This is a genomic window from Paenibacillus jiangxiensis (genome assembly GCF_046098255.1).
Lineage (GTDB): Bacteria > Bacillota > Bacilli > Paenibacillales > Paenibacillaceae > Paenibacillus > Paenibacillus jiagnxiensis.
Genome location: NZ_JBJURI010000010.1, coordinates 154,856 through 173,172, shown reverse-complemented (window position 1 = coordinate 173,172; position 18,317 = coordinate 154,856). Strand labels below are relative to the sequence as shown.

The 18,317-nt window shown below is 50.7% G+C and carries 15 protein-coding genes and 1 pseudogene; 6 read left to right on the top strand and 10 right to left on the bottom strand.

Annotated elements, in window-relative coordinates:
• Positions 1 to 107: 107 nt before the first annotated feature.
• Together helD and ACI1P2_RS12275 are read right to left on the bottom strand one after the other, a co-directional pair.
• Positions 108 to 2,465: an RNA polymerase recycling motor HelD gene (gene helD, locus ACI1P2_RS12280; RefSeq protein WP_355320115.1), complete on the bottom strand. Its 2,358-nt coding sequence runs from the start codon at positions 2,463 to 2,465 to the stop codon at positions 108 to 110.
• Positions 2,466 to 2,770: 305 nt separating this feature from the next.
• Complete coding sequence (locus ACI1P2_RS12275) at positions 2,771 to 3,835, bottom strand: FUSC family protein (RefSeq protein WP_355320113.1); 1,065 nt, start codon at positions 3,833 to 3,835, stop codon at positions 2,771 to 2,773.
• A gap of 209 nt (positions 3,836 to 4,044) precedes the next feature.
• Between ACI1P2_RS12275 and ACI1P2_RS12270 the strand changes: the two genes are divergently transcribed.
• Both ACI1P2_RS12270 and ACI1P2_RS12265 read left to right on the top strand, forming a co-directional pair.
• On the top strand, positions 4,045 to 5,298 hold the full coding sequence (locus ACI1P2_RS12270) for an MFS transporter (RefSeq protein ID WP_355320111.1): 1,254 nt from the start codon (positions 4,045 to 4,047) through the stop codon (positions 5,296 to 5,298).
• Between the two features lie 162 nt (positions 5,299 to 5,460).
• Complete coding sequence (locus ACI1P2_RS12265) at positions 5,461 to 6,624, top strand: glycosyltransferase family 4 protein (protein WP_355320109.1); 1,164 nt, start codon at positions 5,461 to 5,463, stop codon at positions 6,622 to 6,624.
• 18 nt (positions 6,625 to 6,642) lie between these two features.
• On the opposite strand, the gene ACI1P2_RS12260 is transcribed toward ACI1P2_RS12265, so the two are convergent.
• Genes ACI1P2_RS12260 through ACI1P2_RS12250 form a run of 3 tightly spaced genes read right to left on the bottom strand, consistent with a single transcriptional unit; the run spans position 6,643 to position 8,345 of the window.
• Positions 6,643 to 6,843, bottom strand: a complete 201-nt coding sequence (locus tag ACI1P2_RS12260) for a YwbE family protein (RefSeq protein WP_355320107.1) — start codon at positions 6,841 to 6,843, stop codon at positions 6,643 to 6,645.
• A 60-nt stretch (positions 6,844 to 6,903) separates the two neighbouring features.
• A complete protein-coding gene (locus ACI1P2_RS12255; protein ID WP_355320105.1) occupies positions 6,904 to 7,632 on the bottom strand; it encodes a DUF1361 domain-containing protein in 729 nt (242 codons plus the stop codon).
• Positions 7,617 to 8,345, bottom strand: a complete 729-nt coding sequence (locus tag ACI1P2_RS12250; protein WP_355320103.1) for an alpha/beta fold hydrolase — start codon at positions 8,343 to 8,345, stop codon at positions 7,617 to 7,619. The genes ACI1P2_RS12255 and ACI1P2_RS12250 overlap by 16 nt, the downstream gene beginning before the upstream one ends.
• Positions 8,346 to 8,494: 149 nt before the next feature.
• Here ACI1P2_RS12250 and ACI1P2_RS12245 point away from each other — a divergent pair, with 149 nt between their 5' ends.
• Positions 8,495 to 9,535 carry a chymotrypsin family serine protease gene (locus tag ACI1P2_RS12245; RefSeq protein ID WP_355320101.1) on the top strand — a complete coding sequence of 347 codons (1,041 nt, stop codon included), beginning with the start codon at positions 8,495 to 8,497 and terminating at the stop codon, positions 9,533 to 9,535.
• A gap of 127 nt (positions 9,536 to 9,662) precedes the next feature.
• Here ACI1P2_RS12245 and ACI1P2_RS12240 read toward each other — a convergent pair whose 3' ends face one another.
• Both ACI1P2_RS12240 and ACI1P2_RS12235 read right to left on the bottom strand, forming a co-directional pair.
• Complete coding sequence (locus ACI1P2_RS12240; RefSeq protein WP_355320099.1) at positions 9,663 to 10,694, bottom strand: ROK family transcriptional regulator; 1,032 nt, start codon at positions 10,692 to 10,694, stop codon at positions 9,663 to 9,665.
• Positions 10,695 to 10,895: 201 nt separating this feature from the next.
• A complete protein-coding gene (locus tag ACI1P2_RS12235; protein WP_355320097.1) occupies positions 10,896 to 13,457 on the bottom strand; it encodes a beta-mannosidase in 2,562 nt (853 codons plus the stop codon).
• A 498-nt stretch (positions 13,458 to 13,955) separates the two neighbouring features.
• On the opposite strand from ACI1P2_RS12235, the gene ACI1P2_RS12230 reads away from it, so the two are divergent.
• Entirely contained in the window at positions 13,956 to 14,222 is a 267-nt protein-coding gene (locus ACI1P2_RS12230) for a hypothetical protein (RefSeq protein WP_355320131.1), read from the top strand.
• A 35-nt stretch (positions 14,223 to 14,257) separates the two neighbouring features.
• Here the strand turns inward: ACI1P2_RS12230 and ACI1P2_RS12225 are convergent, their stop codons facing one another.
• Complete coding sequence (locus ACI1P2_RS12225) at positions 14,258 to 14,452, bottom strand: tautomerase family protein (protein WP_007430441.1); 195 nt, start codon at positions 14,450 to 14,452, stop codon at positions 14,258 to 14,260.
• A 157-nt stretch (positions 14,453 to 14,609) separates the two neighbouring features.
• Between ACI1P2_RS12225 and ACI1P2_RS12220 the strand changes: the two genes are divergently transcribed.
• Positions 14,610 to 14,990: a hypothetical protein gene (locus tag ACI1P2_RS12220; protein WP_355320133.1), complete on the top strand. Its 381-nt coding sequence runs from the start codon at positions 14,610 to 14,612 to the stop codon at positions 14,988 to 14,990.
• Here the strand turns inward: ACI1P2_RS12220 and ACI1P2_RS12215 are convergent.
• Both ACI1P2_RS12215 and ACI1P2_RS12210 read right to left on the bottom strand, forming a co-directional pair.
• Positions 14,908 to 15,156, bottom strand: a pseudogene (locus ACI1P2_RS12215) (site-specific integrase); the annotation flags it as partial. The gene ACI1P2_RS12220 and the pseudogene ACI1P2_RS12215 sit on opposite strands and share 83 nt — an antisense overlap.
• 248 nt (positions 15,157 to 15,404) lie before the next feature.
• Entirely contained in the window at positions 15,405 to 16,439 is a 1,035-nt protein-coding gene (locus tag ACI1P2_RS12210; RefSeq protein ID WP_355320095.1) for a LacI family DNA-binding transcriptional regulator, read from the bottom strand.
• Between the two features lie 182 nt (positions 16,440 to 16,621).
• Here ACI1P2_RS12210 and ACI1P2_RS12205 point away from each other — a divergent pair, with 182 nt between their 5' ends.
• Positions 16,622 to 18,316 carry an ABC transporter substrate-binding protein gene (locus ACI1P2_RS12205; RefSeq protein WP_355320093.1) on the top strand — a complete coding sequence of 565 codons (1,695 nt, stop codon included), beginning with the start codon at positions 16,622 to 16,624 and terminating at the stop codon, positions 18,314 to 18,316.
• Position 18,317: the final 1 nt, after the last annotated feature.

Below are 18,317 nucleotides of genomic sequence, written 5' to 3'. Positions count from 1 at the left end.
TAGCCCCTTAATTTCTTTCGAATACCATCCTATTTTACTGATGAGGGTGTTCCAAAGTTTACTTTTGGGACACCCTCATTGTCCTTATTGCCTTTTTCCATGGATGGTTATTTATTGGATAGCGCGCTATAAACGAACGTGTCTGGAGATTGCTCTGTCACAAAAGGTGTTGCTTTGCCAAGGGAATAGACATGCAGCAAATGCATCGCCCGGGTGCATGCCGTATAGAACAGCTTGCGCTCGCTTTCCCGTGAATACTGCCGGCTGGAACCGTCATAAATCAGGACGGCGTCGAACTCGACGCCTTTTGCCAGGTAAGCAGGGATGATGTGAACCCCCTTTTCAAAGGCAGGCGTTGTTTTTTTGATCAGCCGCGGTTTGACAGACAGCAGCTTCTCCAACGCTTCATGGGCCGCAGCGCTTTCTTCGGCCGTTTTGCAAATGACAGCTATGGATTCATAACCTTCACCCAGCAAACCTTCAACATCTCTTGTTATCCTTTGATGCAGTTCTCCCCGAGTACCGATCTCGGTTGCCTCCGGTTTGCCGCCGCTGCGGTTGAACGGAATAATATGCTCTCCGCCTGCGACCATTCCTCTTGTAAACTCCACAATTTCCTTGGTGGAACGGTAGCTCCTGGTCAGGGAAATCAGCTCTGTCTGATCGGGACCGTATAATTGCGCCAAAGGGCCTGCGTTCTGAAGCACCGAAGCATGGGCATAGATCGCCTGGTTGAAGTCGCCGAGAGCCGTCATTTTTGCTCTTGGAAACAGCCGCTTCAGGAAAGACAGCTGAAACGGCGAATAGTCCTGCGCCTCATCGATAAATACGTGATGAATTCCACTGTTGGAGCGAAAACCGAGCATGATCTCGCGCAGGTACAAATACGGTGTCGCATCCTCGTAGGCAAGTCCGCCTTCACTGATCCGCTGCAGCGTCAGCGTGCCTATCTCCTCCCAGCGCGCGGGCAGCTCTGTACCGCCGGACAGACGCTCCGCAAGCTCCCTGCTGCGGAACAGTTCGCTGTACAGCCGCGTAATATCGACAAAGCGCAGCGCTTTAATCCATTTGCGCAAAGGCTTGAGCCGGTCGCTGACCACCATTTTGGCCAGAATGCTCCGCTCACGGTCAAAATCATCGAATGTCTCGCTAAGCCTCTTGTTCTTGCGGCGGAGCCGATTGTAGGCTCGCTGGTAATCTTCGCTGGACAGAAGCTCGATCTGCTGGTCGACCCATGGGGCCGAAATCTCCGCTTTCCCGAACGCCGCCAATTCCTTCAATAGCCACTCGCGCAGCAGCTCCAGGCGATTGGCCAAGCGGATGGAAGAGTCGAATTCATAAAATTTCCGGGTCATTTCAGCGGCGGACACGACCTCGCGGCCCTGAAAGCGAACAGGCTTGAACATCATGCCTTCCTGCTCCAGCCGCTGCTTGTACCCATCAATCATGCCCTGAAAGGTTTGGGAGGATTTAAAACGAATGCCTTCTATCCGCGCCTCATATTCCGGCTGTCCGGAAGCGGACAGCACGTATTCAAGCTGCTCAAACGGATCCTCTAGCTGAAATTCCCTGCCCAGACGGCGCTCCAGATATTCCTGCAACGTAGTCTGATTCATATTCTCCTCGCCAAGCTCGGGCAGAACGGTGGAGACATAACTGTTAAACATCGGGTTTGGCGAGAAAAGCACGACCTGATCCGCGCTCAGGCGGTCGCGGTACTTATAAAGCAGGTACGCTACACGCTGGAGAGCAGCAGACGTTTTACCGCTGCCCGCTGCCCCCTGGACAATAAGCATGCGGCTGCGGTCATCGCGGATGATCCGGTTTTGCTCCTTCTGGATGGTCGCTACAATGCTTTTCATCTGGGCATCAGAGCTGCGGCTGAGAACAGCCTGCAGCAGTTCATCCCCGATCGTTACGCCCGTATCAAACATAAAACGGATGCGCCCGTCACGGATGACAAACTGCCGTTTCAGGGTGATTTCACCCTCTATGGCTCCTGACGGGGTTTCATAGGAAGCAGGCCCTGGCGTGCTGTCATAATACAGATTGGATATCGGGGCACGCCAGTCATAGACAAGAAAATCCACCTCATCATCATCCATCAGGGATGCAATGCCAAGATAAACTTTCTCCTCTGCACCGCCCGTCTCCGCAAAATCAATTCTGCCGAAATAGGGCGACTGCACCAGACGGTGCAGACGGTCCAGCATGGCAGCCGATTGCTTGTGCCGATGTTCGCGGTCCGACAAAACCTGGGACTGCTGACGAAGACTTGTGGACGTTTCACCCACATCATCAGCCTCGCTGAAGTTCATCGTCACTTCATCCCAGAAATCTTTCCTCATGGAGACGACATCCTCCCGGACACTGCCGACTTCGGCTTCCAGTTTGCGGATGCGGCCGCGGATAACGGAAGTAACTTCGTCTACCCTTTGTTGTTCCTTTGTCCATTCCTGATCCATTTTGGCATCTCTCCTCTTTCTCATCCACATCCGGGCTAGCTTTAGTATGAACTTGCAGCAGCAGATCAAGTCCCGGAGGCAGGATGTTGACATCCTCAATTGTATTTGCTATAATATCTAACAATAATGTGGAATTTAAGTTATTTGTGTTTCATTTAACAAAAGCATCCTATATTTTAACAGCTTCAGCTTCCGTAATCAATCGGCAAGCTTTTTTAGTTTTTTGTCATCTATATTATGTAAGTCAGTTTAAAAAGGACGCCGGCGGCGTCCTTTTACCTTTTATACGATGTATATCCCGGCGGCTAAGATCTGCGCAGCCACGCTTTTAGACCATCCGCCTGCTCCTTGCTGTCATCCCCGCGGTGAATATGATCCGCAAGCCTGCTCAAACGGCTGAGCTGATGGCCGTAGTCATACATGGCCGCCGCCACGATGGCCAGCCTCAGCACCCCCTCCTGCGTCCGGTCATAACGGGCAATGGCTGATTCCATAAAAATGCGGTTTTCTTCTTCAAAAATATGCGATTCATCTTCGTTCGGTTTCAGCTTATCCTCAAATTTCAAAAGTGCGTGCTCATGGAAGCGGATAAGCTGCTCCAGCTGATTGTCGAAGAATTGGTCCGTCCCGTCAGGACGCTCAGCCTGGAAATAGTGCCGCTCAACCGAGTCCAGCACCTCATACCCTTTTTCAAGGCTAAGCAGCATTTGCTTGTAAACGACCATCTCGCGGGTCTGGCTGTATCTCGCCCTCCTGAGCTTCTTCTGCTCTTCCTCGAACAGGTTGTACTTGTCAGACAGGCCTTTTATGGCGCCTTCCAGATTGTTTTTTTCTTCACGAAACACCGTTTCCTTGATTTCATCCGAAATGGCCGTCCGCAGCAGCAGCGACATTTTTGCGAACACACTTTGAATATGGCCGACAAACTGCTTCTTCGGTTTGGGCGGGAAGACCAATATATTAATGAGAAAAGCCGAAACGATGCCGATCAGGGTGAGCGCAAAGCGCGAAACCGCAAACTGCCAGTCACCGGTTGTCTCAATGACGGAAACGACGGTCACCAGCGTCAGACCGATAGTATCGGCCATTTTAAGTTGAAGACAAATGATAATGACCAGACTGCAGATAAGTCCGACAGCAATAGGCTGATTGCCAAGCACCATTCCCCCCACCAGAGCCACAATCGCACCCAATGTGCTGGTCTGCAGCTGATCCAGAAAATAGCGCCAGGAACGGTAAATGGAAGGCTGCATGGCGAAAATGGCAGCGATGGCGGCGCCCACGGGCGATTGGGTATTGAGTAATGTGCTTAAAAAGAGGGCCAGTGTCACGGCAATGCCCGTCTTTAACACCCGTGCTCCAAATGCCAAAAGAATCCCTCCTGCGGTAAAATGCTGTTTCTCCAAAATAATTCATACCGAAATAATATAAACAAATTAAGGGAAACTGTCCATTGATTATTATTACCCATCTTATTTCAAATCGCGCTCAGGCAAAATAGCCCCTTCTTCTTCCGGTAATTGATTAAGCCTGCTAGAATAGAAAAGGTCGCTTTTAACAACGGAGTGGAGGAACTTTCATGCAATCATTTCAGAAATGGCCGCAGAATATCAGGCTATTTTTCTTAGCTAACATTTTGTACCAGATCGGCACAGGCATGTTCTCTGTACTGTATAACCTATATATCGAAAGCCTCGGCTATAACGAATCGATGACCGGCAGCGTCGTCAGCCTCCAATCCCTGGCAACCGCCCTCATGTTCATCCCGGTCGGCCTGCTCGGCGACAAGCTTAGCCGCAAGTGGATGCTGATGGCCGGAGCTTTGGTCAGCGGAGCCGTCTTTGCCGGCCGCTCGCTGCTGGAAGCACAGCCTGGCATGCTTCTGCTCGCCGTCCTCAGCGGCATATTCGCCGCCTTCTTTCAGGTGCTGGCCATTCCCTTTTTATCTGAAAATGTAAAACCGTCCGACCGTCTGCGCATGTTCAGCTACTATTCGTCGCTCGTTCTTGCCGCACAGGTTATCGGCAGCCTTGGCGGCGGCGTCATTGCGGATCTGCTGCAATCCTTCGGCTTTGGCAAGACGGCCAGCCTGCAAGCCGTGCTGATGGCCGGGGGCATTTCCACGCTTGCCTCCTTCCTGCCTCTGATCCGCATCACCGAGGCCCGGGAGGCTGCTTGTCTTGCCGACAGCAAACCGATGGCAACGGACGGCGGGGCAGAGACAATACGGCCGGGACGCGAGTATGTGCTTATCGCGCAATTTGTGATCACTCAGCTGCTGATCGGCTTTGGCTCGGGTCTGGTGATTCCTTATCTTAATCTATACTTTACAAACCGCTTCGACGTTTCATGGAGCGGCATGAGCCTGCTGATTGCCCTGGGGCAGATCATGACCATTGTCTCCATGCTCATCGGCCCGTTCCTTGCCGCAAGGCTCGGTTCCGTCAAGGCGGTCGTCTGCTTCCAGATGCTGTCGCTTCCGTTTCTGCTGGTCACAGGTTTTACCAATTTGCTGTGGGCCGCATCTGTCAGCTTTCTGTTCAGGCAGGCGCTCATGAATGCAGCGAATCCCATTCAGTCCGCCATTATGATGGACAAAATATCAGCGAGACGGCGCGGCACAGCCAACTCCCTGATGCAGACCGCCTTTATGCTCGGGTGGGCCACCATGGGACCGGTGCAGTCATACCTCGTAACGACCTACGGGAACTATTGGGGATACGCCATCACCTTCAGCATCACGGGCCTGCTGTATGTTGTTTCATCTTTTCTATACTACATCATGTTCCGGGAACGCCGGACCATCGCGGCCAAAGCCAACTTTCATGGTTGAACTGATTGTCTGCGCGCATCTGTGACGCTGCCTTTACATTAAGCTGAATTTCAGCATACATTGCCCTGTCATAATGAAGAAAAACGTCTTTCGACGTACTTGCAGAGAAGACAGACCGCGTTCAGGTCTTTCATCGGCTTGTTATGATGAGGGAGGAATTGTATGCTTCGGGTGGCGCTTTTTACGGATACCTTTGCGCCGGATGTTAACGGTGCGGCACTGACCTTGGCGAGATGGACGGAATACTTGCGCGAGCACAGGGTACCTTGTATCGTGTTCGCGCCGGAGGGAGACAGGACCCAGCCTGCGGGCCCGGATGTAGAACGTTTTCGCAGCATCCCCTTTTTTCTGTACAAGGAATGTCAGCTGGCGATCCCCAACGCCAAACAGATCAACAACCGGCTTCGCGCCTTCTCCCCCACGCTCATTCATGTCGCCACGCCCTTCAATCTCGGATTGTTCGGCGCCTCGTATGCAGTAAAGCATCATATACCTCTTGTCGCATCCTATCATACCCATTTCGATAAATACCTCGACTACTATAGGCTCCGCTGGCTGGAACCCGCGCTCTGGAGGTATATGCTGTGGTTTCACAGAAACTGCGAGCGAATCTATGTGCCTTCACGGTCCACTTATGGCGAATTGAAAAATAAAGGCTTCCGCAATCTCGAAATCTGGAGCAGGGGCATTGATTCAAAGCTTTTCTCCCCTGCAGGACAAAGGGAGCAGTTATGGTCAAAGTGGAACATTAGACCTCGTAAACACATCATTTTATATGTAGGCCGTCTGGCGCCCGAGAAAGGCATCGATGTTCTTATGGAATCGTTCAAACGTCTTCCGGAGCGGCTTCGCTCTGAATCCGTCCTGGTTGTCGCCGGGGACGGTCCGCTCAGCCGCAGCTTGGATGCCGCCGCACACGGACTGCCCGCGAACGCGGTGCAGCGGCTCGGCTTTGTCACCGGAAAGGATCTGGCCGAGTGGTATGCGGCAGCCGATCTGTTCCTCTTTCCGTCGGCCACTGAGACGTTCGGCAACGTTGTGCTGGAGGCGATGGCCAGCGGAACCGCGGTGATCGGAGCCGGAGAAGGCGGCGTCAAGGACCTGATCAGCCACGGGAACAACGGCTGGCTGTGCTCTGCCAATGATGCCGCAGCTTTCGCAGAGGCGGCAGCTATGCTGCTGGATAACAGTGCCTTGCGCTGCAAGCTTGCTGAGGCAGGCCGCGAAACCAGCAGGGCCCATTCATGGGACAGCATATTCGGCCGTTTGCTGGCAAGCTACCGGAGAGCGGCTTCTCCGCAAATCAAGCCCGCGGCACGTATGTAGCAGTATACTCCGCAGCTTTTATTGCTGTCCGACGATATGCTGCACCCGTCCAACCTGCCCGTCCGTCAACCGCACCTTAATGCCATGCGGATGGGCGGGTGAATTGGTCAGAATGTCCTTGACCGTTCCCCGCGTCAGTTTGCCTGTACGCTGGTCCTGCTTTAATACGATATCAACAAGCAGCCCTGGGCGGATATCCGCTCTTTTTTGTCCGTTCATGCTGTACACCTCATTTCTCTTGTCAATCAATCTTCCGAGCTCTTCATCGTTTACACTCGGTCACTCTCCCTTGGCAGACTTCCGGTTCAAGGACGCGGCCAAGGTCAGCATATAAACCGCCGCAAGAACGGCAAAAATCATCCCGCAAAAATGCAGCATATGCTCCTTCCCGGCTGGCGTAGCCCAAATCTCGGCCAATTGGTTGTACAGTGAGACCGGGTCTTTGACGATATCCCAGGAGTTGGCGCGGATAAAACGTCCGATATAAATGGCGAAGCTGCTGAGCAGCAGCACCATGACAGCGAACAGCACACCCGCCGTCCGCCCGAACGACCTGCGCACCAATTGCCTCACGGAATCCAGCAACACACACCCCATCATCAAGCCTGACAGGCCTACGAGCAGCATAGCTAACATATGGTTCCAGAAATCGATGGCGACCCAGAAGCGTTCATTAGGATCAAAAGGATATCTTGCAAACACATGCAGCATGTCCGTGATCAAATAAGGCGTATTGGGATAAAAGACCAGCCACACCAGCCCCGTGCCCGCCAGCAGCAGGTTTCGGACCCCGCCCCGCCGCATGGCATACCAAACATCCAGCAAAACAGCAAGCACGGCCGGAATCCATGCCAGCAGCATATCCCACCAGATAAAAGTATAGGGGGCTCTGCCCGACGGCAGCTTGATGCTCAAAATCCACAGGGTGCCGCCCAGGGACACCAGGGCAAGCAGCCCAAACACGATGAGTTTGCCGGGATAGTTCAATGATTTCAATCCAGTGTACATGCAGCCTCCCTTTCGTCGATAAACCCGATCAGCGTTTGATAAAATAGCTCCTTCTCCACGGAGCGGATATCGTGGCCTGAACGGCTGAAATTTTTGACCGTAACCTGATCGGAGCCCAGGTATGCCTGCAGCTCTTCATCTGGTAGCAGCGATCCCTCCAAAGTCCCTCTCATGACCAGTATTGGAAAAGGGAAGCGAATTTCAAACGGATAGTTCTCCGATTCCGCACCAACTGCGCGTACAGCGGCAGGGCGGATATTGGACGTACGGCCAAAGGGCTCAAGATAGTTTGTGATATAATCCTCCGCCCAGCCGGAAGGCATGGCCAAATGGCGGGCAGGATAATCCTGCAATGAAAGGGACGCAATCTCTTTCGTATGCGCGGAAGCATAACCCAAGGCATAGGATACCCCACGCGAATAAGCAAAAAGGTGAAGCCTGCTCAGCCCCCTCTCCCGAATCACCGCAGCAAGATCGGACACATGCTGCTTCAACCCGTACCCGGAATCAGGCGTCGAGCTCTGTCCACGCCCGCGGTAGGATAGCACCACCGTTCTGCGCGGCAGCATTTCCCGTATAAATTCTTCATATTCCTCCGCCGTTTCCGACAACCCGGGAGACACCATGACAGGACAAAGCGAGGAAGACGCCTCATCGCCGGAATCAAGCACATGAAGCTTTACATCTTCTGGCTGAACAAAAAATGATTGCATCACAGCCCCTCCCCTTCATTTCCTCTGTTCCCGCAAGTGTACAACAGATTGATATATTCCACAATGTTCCAAAAGTTAAGAAAAACTTAAACAAAATGCCCTCCTCCCCCATAAACTGCTTGTGTGACTACAAAGGAGGAGTGATCAGGTTGGCAACTTTCGCAGCAGCGCTGAAAATGAAAAATAAACATGCAAAAAAATGGCTTGCCGCCAAAGGGGTATTTGGAGTGGGGATCGGATACAAAGACCCGAAGAATCGCAAAAAAGGGGCCGCCGTCATCATTTATACGGAATCATTGGCTGCAGCCAAATCCGCTCTTTCTACTGTAGCGGTCCATTCAACAGGGACAAGTGCGCCGGTACGCATCGTGCGTTCACAGCCCTTCAGGACAAATGCCAACTACAAACGCCGAATCCGTCCCGTTCCTGCCGGCTACAGCATCGGAACAACGGAGTATTCCGGTAGCCTGGGCCTCATTGTTGCCGACGAAAATCAGCCGGGCGTAACCTATATGCTCAGCAATAATCATGTGCTGAATCCGGACAATAAGGGGGGATTAATTCCTACTCTTCAGCCCGGCGGAGCAGATGGCGGAAAGGCATCTTCCGACCGTATCGGAACGCTGTATCGTTATGTCAAGCTGCGCAAATCCGGGCAAAATTTGATGGATGCCGCCATTTCCGCCCCGCGCCTCAGCAATCTTGTTACTCCCCGCTACGCTACTGTCGGGGCCGTACCAGGATATGTTACTTCGTACAAGGTTGGGGAGCAGATGAAAAAAGTTGGCCGAACGACTGGGCTGGTTTCTGGAAAGGTAGAGTCGATCCATACGGATGTAAAAGTGGAGTACGGCGAAAATTTAGGGGTACTAAGCTTCCGCAACCAAAGCGTTATACGCGGATCAAAGCCTGTCTCGCTGCCGGGAGACTCAGGCTCCGTGTGGCTGCGGAGCAGCGACAATTATGCGGCAGCTGTCAATTTTGCAGGCTCGCAGGATGGTCGCATCTCCCTCGCCTTTCCCGTGGAAAGGGCCATGCGGGCCCTCAATCTGCAGGTAGCGCGGCCGTCCGGCAACGCCTCGGGAGTAAAACGCCGCTCCGCTTCCTCATGCTCCTGCACCCGTCCGCTTACAGCCAAAGAGCTCAGCCGCTGCAAGCCTAGAACGGCAAAGCGAAGGGGGCAGAGATGACTTCAATATAAGGTGATTTCAATTCAAAGAAGATTTTGCTCCACCGTCATCCTTCGTTCGGCTGACGCTGAAAAAGGCATTCAGCCTTTCCGAGGAGAACAACATGGCCGCTAGCCATGTTGTTCTCCTATTCATCGTTTTTATCCGCCTCGGCCAGCATAAGCTCCAATCCTAGGCCCTGCAAGCCGTTAAGATAGTCCTTTCTCAAGTTGCTGACCGCCATCTCCGGCAGGTGCTCAGCCGGAATATATGCCGTGCAGCCTGTCGCAATTTGCGCCAGCATGACAGGCGTGACTTCATCATGGCAAAAGATAACCCTGTGCGGATTCAAAATTGACGCCATCGAAGCAATCAATCTGCTCACCGGATCGAAATCAGCCCCTGCGCCTAACGCTTTCTCCTTCACAAACTGCATGGCCTGCAGGAAGTTACGGTTATCGTATTGTGGAACGAACGAGATTTCGCCCGAAAAAGAGGTGCTGCCCCGTACCAGATGGCCATTGACCATAACGCCGGCACTGGGACCGTTCGAGCCAAAATACAGATATACGAGCGAGGAGACATCCTTATGCCTGCAGTGCAAATGATAGCCGAGCACTGCGGCGTTCATATCATTTTCCACAACAACCGGTATGGAAAAGCGCTGTTCACAAAAGCCCTTTAAATCCAAATCCTGAAATTGCTCATTGCCTGGTATGTAAATGATGCGTCCGTTGCTGACGGCTGCGGGAACGCCGATCGAGAGCACGCTGATCTTCGGATATTTTGCAATCAGGGGCTCGACATGCCCGGCAAAGCTCTCGATATCTTTGGTCAGCACACCTGCAATCTCCTTACGCTCCTTCACTTCGCCGCGGCAGTTGAAGACAACATATCCTGTTGCACTACGTTCTGAAAATACGGCCAAGCCAAGCCTGTAATCCGCATTGTATTCGTATCTGGCCGCTCTTCTTCCACCCCCGGAATGATCCAGTCCGCGCGAAAACACTTCCCCGCTCTTCTCCATCTGATTAATGAACTTGCTTACTGTCGGAAAGCTGATGCCCAGCTTGCGGCTGAGCTCAATCTTCGTTGTACTCTCATGCTTCAACAATTCGGTACGGATGCCGCGCAGAATGATTTTTCTCAAAGACCTTGGACTTGGTGTTAATTCGCTCATTTCATCCACCCCAATACAGACTTATTAAATGCGTTTAATAAGTTGCGATTAGCATATCATACCAATTAATTGGCGTAAAGAAATTTTCCATTGCCCATCATCTAATACGCAATTTTCGAGAGATTGTAAAGAAAAAATCCGATGCATCAGCATCGGACGGGTTATAGGCTCACTTAATATGTTAAAACCCGAAGCTCAAGCTCACGGTTGAGCAGCCGTTTGTTTAATATAATCTGTGATGGAGCGGACCGTAACCTGTCCCGGCGCCTGCGGTTGGAAATAAGAGCTGTCTCCGCCACCGGTCAAAAAGCCTATCGTCTTGGGGACTCCTGGTACAAGATCAAAGTCATTATCCGTAAAAATGCCTTCACGCTCGGCAGACAGCCATACATGTCTGGCTAATACATCCGATTTCAGCGTAAGCGTCCAATGCCCGTCTTCTCCGCTTTCCCGGCATTCGATAAGCGGGATGGGCAGAGCCATATCCTTGATGCCCGCAAAATAATACTCGCGCGTTGCCTTCGTAGCGCCCAGCTCATCCTGGAGTACTGCCACAAGCATATGCTCTGCCGGATTTTTGCCCTCAAGCAGTTCCTCGACACCAAGAGTTAAAACCGTTTCGCATCCATTGGGCTCGACCTGTACGTCCTGTTCGAGCTGCTTGACTGTACCTCCGAGAATATGCAGTACACTCACATTCAGCTTGCCTTTAACGGCCTGAAGGCTGTCATTCACTATATGGAACGTTACAATCCCCTTGATATGCCCGGCCACCGACAGCAGCACATCACTCATGCTGCGCTTGACTCTATACTGCAGCGCTTTCCAGCGTCCGAAATAATCCATCCCTGCCCATGATGCAACCGGCCAGCAATCATTCATCTGCCAATACAGGGAACCCATGCAGTAGGGCTTGCTGCGGCGGTGGGCTTCGATCGCCATCTCCATCGCATCCGCTTGCAGTATCTGGCTCATATGCAAAAAAGCTTTGAAATCCTTCGGCTCCTGCAAATACATATCCATATACTGCTTGATCAGCCGGTTGCCAGCCTCGTTCCTCTGATGTGCAAGCATCGTTTCCGACTCCAGCTCCAGCTCATGCTCCTCAGCATAGGAGCGAACGGAGCGGTATTCCGGGAAGGACTGAAAGCCATACTCGCTCATAAAACGGCCGACGTATACGTTATAATTTTCAAAGGGTTCAACCGCATGCCATACACCCCAATAGTGAATATCTCCTTCTGTAGATGAAGAATGCGCATGCTGCCCCGCATCGCCGGTCAGGGCAATCAGGGGAGATGATGGCCAGTAGTCGCTGCCAGGCGCAAACCGCTCGACCGCTTCAGGTAGAACACGGTGAAAGATCGCTTCATAATCCGTCCAAATCCGTTTACGCTGCTCGAGGGTATAATCCTTCTTCCAGCCCCAGCCTCCCTGCTCATTATACTGCGCCCATGCCGCGTCAATCTCATTGTTGCCGCACCAGAGGGCAATGCTGGGGTGATTCCTCAGACGCCGCACATTGTCCTCCGCCTCCAGACGGACGCTGTTCAGAAATGCCTCATCCCCCGGATACATGCTGCAGGCAAACATGAAATCCTGCCATACCAGAATCCCGTATTCGTCGCACAGCTCGTAAAACACATCCTCCTCATAAATACCGCCTCCCCATATGCGCAGCATATTCATGCCGGATTCAGCCGCGCTGGCTACCTCGTGCCGGTACCGTTCAGCCGTAACCTCCGTAATAAAGCTATCATTGGGTATGTGATTGGCTCCCTTGGCGAACACGGGAACACCGTTAAGCTCAAAATAAAAGCTTGCGCCTTTGTCATCCTTCTCACGCACAAGCCGAATCGAGCGCAGTCCGGTCCGCACGGAGCGCTCTGCAATCGCCTGTTCTTCAAGAAGCAGTTCGGCACGGAAGTCATACAGATGCTGTTCCCCCAGCCCCCGGCTCCACCACAGCTTCGGATCAGCTATCGTCAAGGGAATTTCAACCGTCTGGACACCCTTCTTCAATTCCGCCTGGCTGCTCCATTCCAGGCCACCTGCCGTCAGCCGCAGCTTGAATGAGCCTTCTTCCGCCGCCTCAATCTCCACCAGGGCCATGAGCTTCGCTTCCTTGGCCTGAACTGTGTCCTGACGGATGAACAGGTCCGAGATGCGGCAAGCTGACCAGCCCTCCAGCCTCATCTCACGCCAGATGCCGCTCGTAACAAAACGCGGCCCCCAATCCCAGCCATAATGATACGGAGCCTTGCGGGCAAATACACTCAGCTTGCGGTCCCCCAGCCCCCCAACCTCGGACTGGTCGTTGGACGCAGGAAGCCCGTATCCGAGCTTCTCCAGCTTTGGCAGGTCCTCCTGGATGGGTGAGCGGAAGCGGATGTGGAGCACATTATCGCCAGCATGAACAAACGGCTTGATATCATATCTCCAGGTACGAAACATATTATCTCCAGAAAAGACCAACTCACCGTTAACGCTCACATCCGCATAAGTATCCAGACCGTCACACACCAGATCCAGCTGCTGCAAAGCCATTGCCGCAGTCGGGACCGCAAAATTGGCCTCATACTCCCAATCCTGCTTGTCGATCCACTGCAGGTCCCGCTCATTCGTTCCGTAGAACGGATCGGAAATCTTGCCGCAGCGCAGCAAATCGGTATGTACGCAGCCCGGAACCTGCGCCGGCAGCCATTCCTGATCAGCGCTTGCCTTAAATCTCCATTCACCCAGCCGTTGTGTCCATTTTTCCATCATCAGCCCTCCGCTCGTCACTTTTCAACCTAACAGTTAGGTTTATTACATAACAAAAATAACATCACACTTCATGAAGGTCAACCAGCTTCTGGAATGCGCAAAAAACCGTCCGGTTGACTTATCAAGACCTAAAATTAAAAAATGAAGAAAAATAAAGGGTTTCATATATTAGATATGTCTAATATATGAAACCCTTTTTCTGATTGAACTATCGTGTCCCGTTTAGCTGAACCCTTGGCGGGCTTGCCTTAGCTAAAATTGACTTGTACATTTTGCTACAAATATAGATACTCGTTATGAACTACTGACTGCTCTAAAGCCCTCCATTTTGAATAGGCTACCTCATTTGTAAATAAATTCGCATTTATTGTATCAGTATCAAGTTCTACCAATACGGAATTATAATCTAAGTCGTGGTAATGTTTGTAACCAAGGTGTTCGATATTTGGAAAGTTATTCTTGAATTTTTCATTATACTCGGGTTTGAAGTAATTAATAAGAGCTGCTTCAGTTCATGATAGCCCTATCGGTGAGAAGCTTGCGGACAAGGATTACATCTTAGTAAATGACCGCGCTTACGGGAAGATCAAGCGTTTTGATCAATATGTCGCGGAGAAGCAGTATTTTGTAACCCGTATCAAAGAGAACGTAACGCTTGTGAACCCACATTCCTTAAAGAACAGGAAAGTGGAAACCTCGAACGTCATACGGGATATGACTTGTCCTATGCAACAAAATTCCCTTCAAACCAACTTGCTCTAAGTAATTTCGAGCGGCAAGATCTACTTCTTTTGCTTTTATTGCTTTCTAAAATCATCAGTCAAAATTCCTGAAAACCCCCAGTTTTCATCCTCAATTTCTTCGATGACAATATGAATATGTTCTGGTTTTTTGTCAAGAACCCGAACCAGAGTCTCTGTAAACTCTTTAACAACTTGGGCTTTCTGATCACGAGAAGCGCCCTTTGTTATTTGAAGATTAATATAAGGCATAGTTCTTCCCTCCATATATAGGTTACTGTTGATACTTAAAGATATAGTTGATCACGCCTGTTGATTAACCAAAATAAGGTATCCAAAAGTTGAAAAAAGGCCACTCTTTCGATAAAATCGATTCCACCACAGAACCCGATTTGAAAGAGGAGACCTCATGAAAAAGTCTACCACGTTTACAAACTTTGTTCAAATTCTTCTTAAAGAAGAAGATGTGATCAGCATACTGAAAGAGTTGAACTACAAAGATACAGCACGCAAATTTACAGCACATCAGTTACTTGTATTCTTTATGCACGCAGCTTTGGGACAATGGGATGGTTATCGCTCCGGTGTCGTTAAAGCCAAAATCTGTGGACTTCAAACCGTTTGCTTTTCTACCTTCTCATCCAAAGCTAGCGAAGTACCGTATGAGCTTTTCAAGCGCCTGTTTCATTTGTTGATTTCAAGGTGTAATCGTGCAACCAACCGACAAACGTTACTAGATCCTCTAACCGTATATGAAGGTGATCTTTTCCTGTCTCTTGCAGAAACGTGAAATAGTGCTTTAATGCGTAACAATACGTCTTCTGTGTATTTCTACTTTTCCCCGTTTGATCCATGTATTTAAGGTATTTCAAAACTGGAACCACAGGGAGTCCCTCCCCATCTATTAACATGTATCTCTTAGTGTTATCCTCAAAAAGAACTTCTTGCACCCTCATAGACTTCCACCATCCACAATGACATAAATGATAACGCTCGGTAAAACCTCGCTACGCCTCCCGCTGTGGGCTACGCCTTCCAGCTATTCTTATTGAACTATAACATTATTAATATATTAAACGCTATTTTTAATACCTGTATATGGATTCTAATATGTAAAAAAATAGAGGATATATGCTCGTATACTGAACATATTATCCTCTTATTATGATACTACAATTAAGTTTCCCGGACGGCTGTCCACATGTTATTTAGTCACTTTTTCCCTGCCTGCAGCAGATAGATACTGCCCCCGCACTACCAGTTCGGCATCCATCGCTATCTTCTCATAAGGAGAGGCCGGATTCATGATCCGCCAAAGCAGCTGATCCACCGAGCGGCAGCCGAGAAGCTCCTTGTCCATCCTGACGGTCGCAGCAATGGGATGCTGCTCATGCGTATGATCAAATCCGGTAACGCCGCAATCTGCGGGAACACGGACCCCGCAGCCTTCAAGGGCAGCAATCACCAGCTGGGCGGTGTAATCATTGACACATACAAACAGCTCTGGCAAACCTTGAGCCGCAATGTCTACGAGACAAGCAGACAAATCGGCCGTTTCCCCCGCGAAAAGTCTTTCGTCCTGCAGCACATCGATTCCGTTTCTTTCGAGCGTCGCACGGTATGCGGCCCAGCGTTCTTGAAAGCTGAAGGCGTCATGGATGTTGCCCACGAACTGCATTCGTCTGTATCCTTTGGCGATCATGCAATGAAGTATACCCTCCATGCATGCCCAATTATCTATAAAAAGAGTATCCGTACGAACGGCCGGATCTCTGTGATCGACCATGACAAACGGTATGCCAAGACGCCGGATATTCAGCAGAATTCCTGTTGATATCGAACCCACCGTAATAATGCCGCGGATCGCTTCAGGATTCAGCAGCGAAAATACGTCATCCGAGGATGGCTCCGTCAATGTGAGCACATCCAGCCCTTTTGCATTCAGTTGATCCGCTATGCCTTCAAAAACAGGCCCCCAATACTTGGACTCCCTGTTCTGGCTCCGTATATTGGGAAACAACACGGCAACCGTACCCTTCCAAGTGGTCTGCTCCGCAGACTGTCCCGCTGCAAATCCTCGCTGTTCCTGCCTGAAGTAACCGAGCTTCCCGGCCAATTCCACAATCGCTGCCCTGGTGTCTTCACTTACCCCCGGTTTACCCGCCAGCGCACGGGAGACGGCGAACTTGGAGACGCCTGCCGCATCTGCGATCTCCTGTAAGGTTACTTTCCCTCGCATATCTTCCATCACCCGTTGATTTATTTGTTCTATCGTAGCATAAATGCTTCATGATAACAAAACCTAACAAATAACAAAACATTTTGAATATTCCCCTTGACTGTTAGCCTGTGTTTTTTTAGAATTCATTTATGAAAACACTTTCATTGGTATATTCATTTTCTTAGAAGGGGGATTATTTAATGACCAAAACGAAAGCAGTGCGCCGGATTTCCACCATTCTTCTCTCTTCGCTGCTGCTCGCTGCTGCTGGCTGCGGCGGTCCGGAAGCCGCTTCGAACAACCAGGATGATCCGAACGATACCAGCCCGCTGACATTGACCTATTTTAGCGGCGAGGGCAGTGCGAACTGGAACAACATGCAGGATGATATCGGCAAGGAAGTTACGAAGAAAACAGGTGTTACCGTGGACGCGGAATTTGCCGTGAACGGCAGCGGCAAGGACAAAATCGCCCTGATGATCGCCAGCGGTGATTATCCGGATATGATCTATCCCAAGGACGATATAGGCAAGCTGGTGGATGCTGGTGCCCTCATTGACCTGACCGATCTGATCGATCAATACGGGCCAAACATTAAAAAAGTTTATGGTGAATATTTCAACCGGATTAAATACAGCCTGGACGACCCCGGAATTTATACGATTCCGACCAATATGGGCGTGGACAGCGTCACCTTTGATACCGTAGGCGGCTTTGAGATCCAGCACCAAGCCTTGGAGAAACTGGGGTATCCGAAGATTCGTACGGTTAAAGATTTTGAAAACGCTCTCCGGACTTATAAAGAGAAATATCCTACGACCAACGGGCAGCCTACCATCCCCCTCTCCCTCGACGCTGACGATTGGAAAATTATGATTACCGTGACCAACCCCGCAGTTCAAACTACAGGCGCTCCCAACGACGGGGAATATTATATCGATCCTGAAACGCACGAGGCGATCCTGCATTACCGCCGGCCGGAAGAGCGCGAATACTTCCGCTGGCTGAACCATATGTACAATGAAGGCCTGCTGGACCCGGAAACCTTTGTGCAAAAGAGCGACCAGTACAAGTCGAAAATTGCCAGCGGCCGCGTCATCGGGCTTATCGATCAAAAATGGAATTACCAGGATGCAGAGAACGCTTTGAAAGCAGCGGGCAAATCCGAATATACTTACGCGCATTTCCCTGTGACTTTGAGCGAGGAATACGATGATCCCTCCTTCCAGTCAGTTGGCTTTGACACCGCTTACGGTATTGGCATTTCGGTGGATAACAAAAACCCGATCCGCACGATTAAATTTCTGGACTACCTTGCCTCCGAGGAAGGACAAATCCTGCGCAACTGGGGCATTGAAGGCAAGCAATACAACATAGAAAACGGCAAGAGAGTCGTTCCTCCCGATGTGCAGGAGCGCAAAAACAACGATAACATCAATTTTCAGAAAGAATCCGGGATTGGACTGTACTGGAGCTGGGGACCTCATTATGGGGATGGCATAAAGGATTCGACGGGCAACTATTACACGACCCTCTATCCGGAAATGATCACAGCCAACTACAGTGAAGCAGAGAAAAAATCGTTGAAAGCGTATAATATTACGATGTGGAAGGACCTCTTCAAGACCGAAGAAGACTTCCCGGTGAAAGAATGGGGCGCAGCTTATAACATGCCGGTGCCGACAAACACCGATTACAATGTCATCTACCAGAAGTCACAGGATATCGTGCGCAAAAGGATACCGGAAGCCATTCTAGCCCCTAAGGACCAGTTTGACACCATTTATGATACGATGCTGAAGGATTTCGACGAAGCTGGCGTCCCGGAAGCGGAGAAAACATACACCCAGCTGATCAAGAACCGCCTGGAGCTCTGGTACGGGGGCAACAAATAAT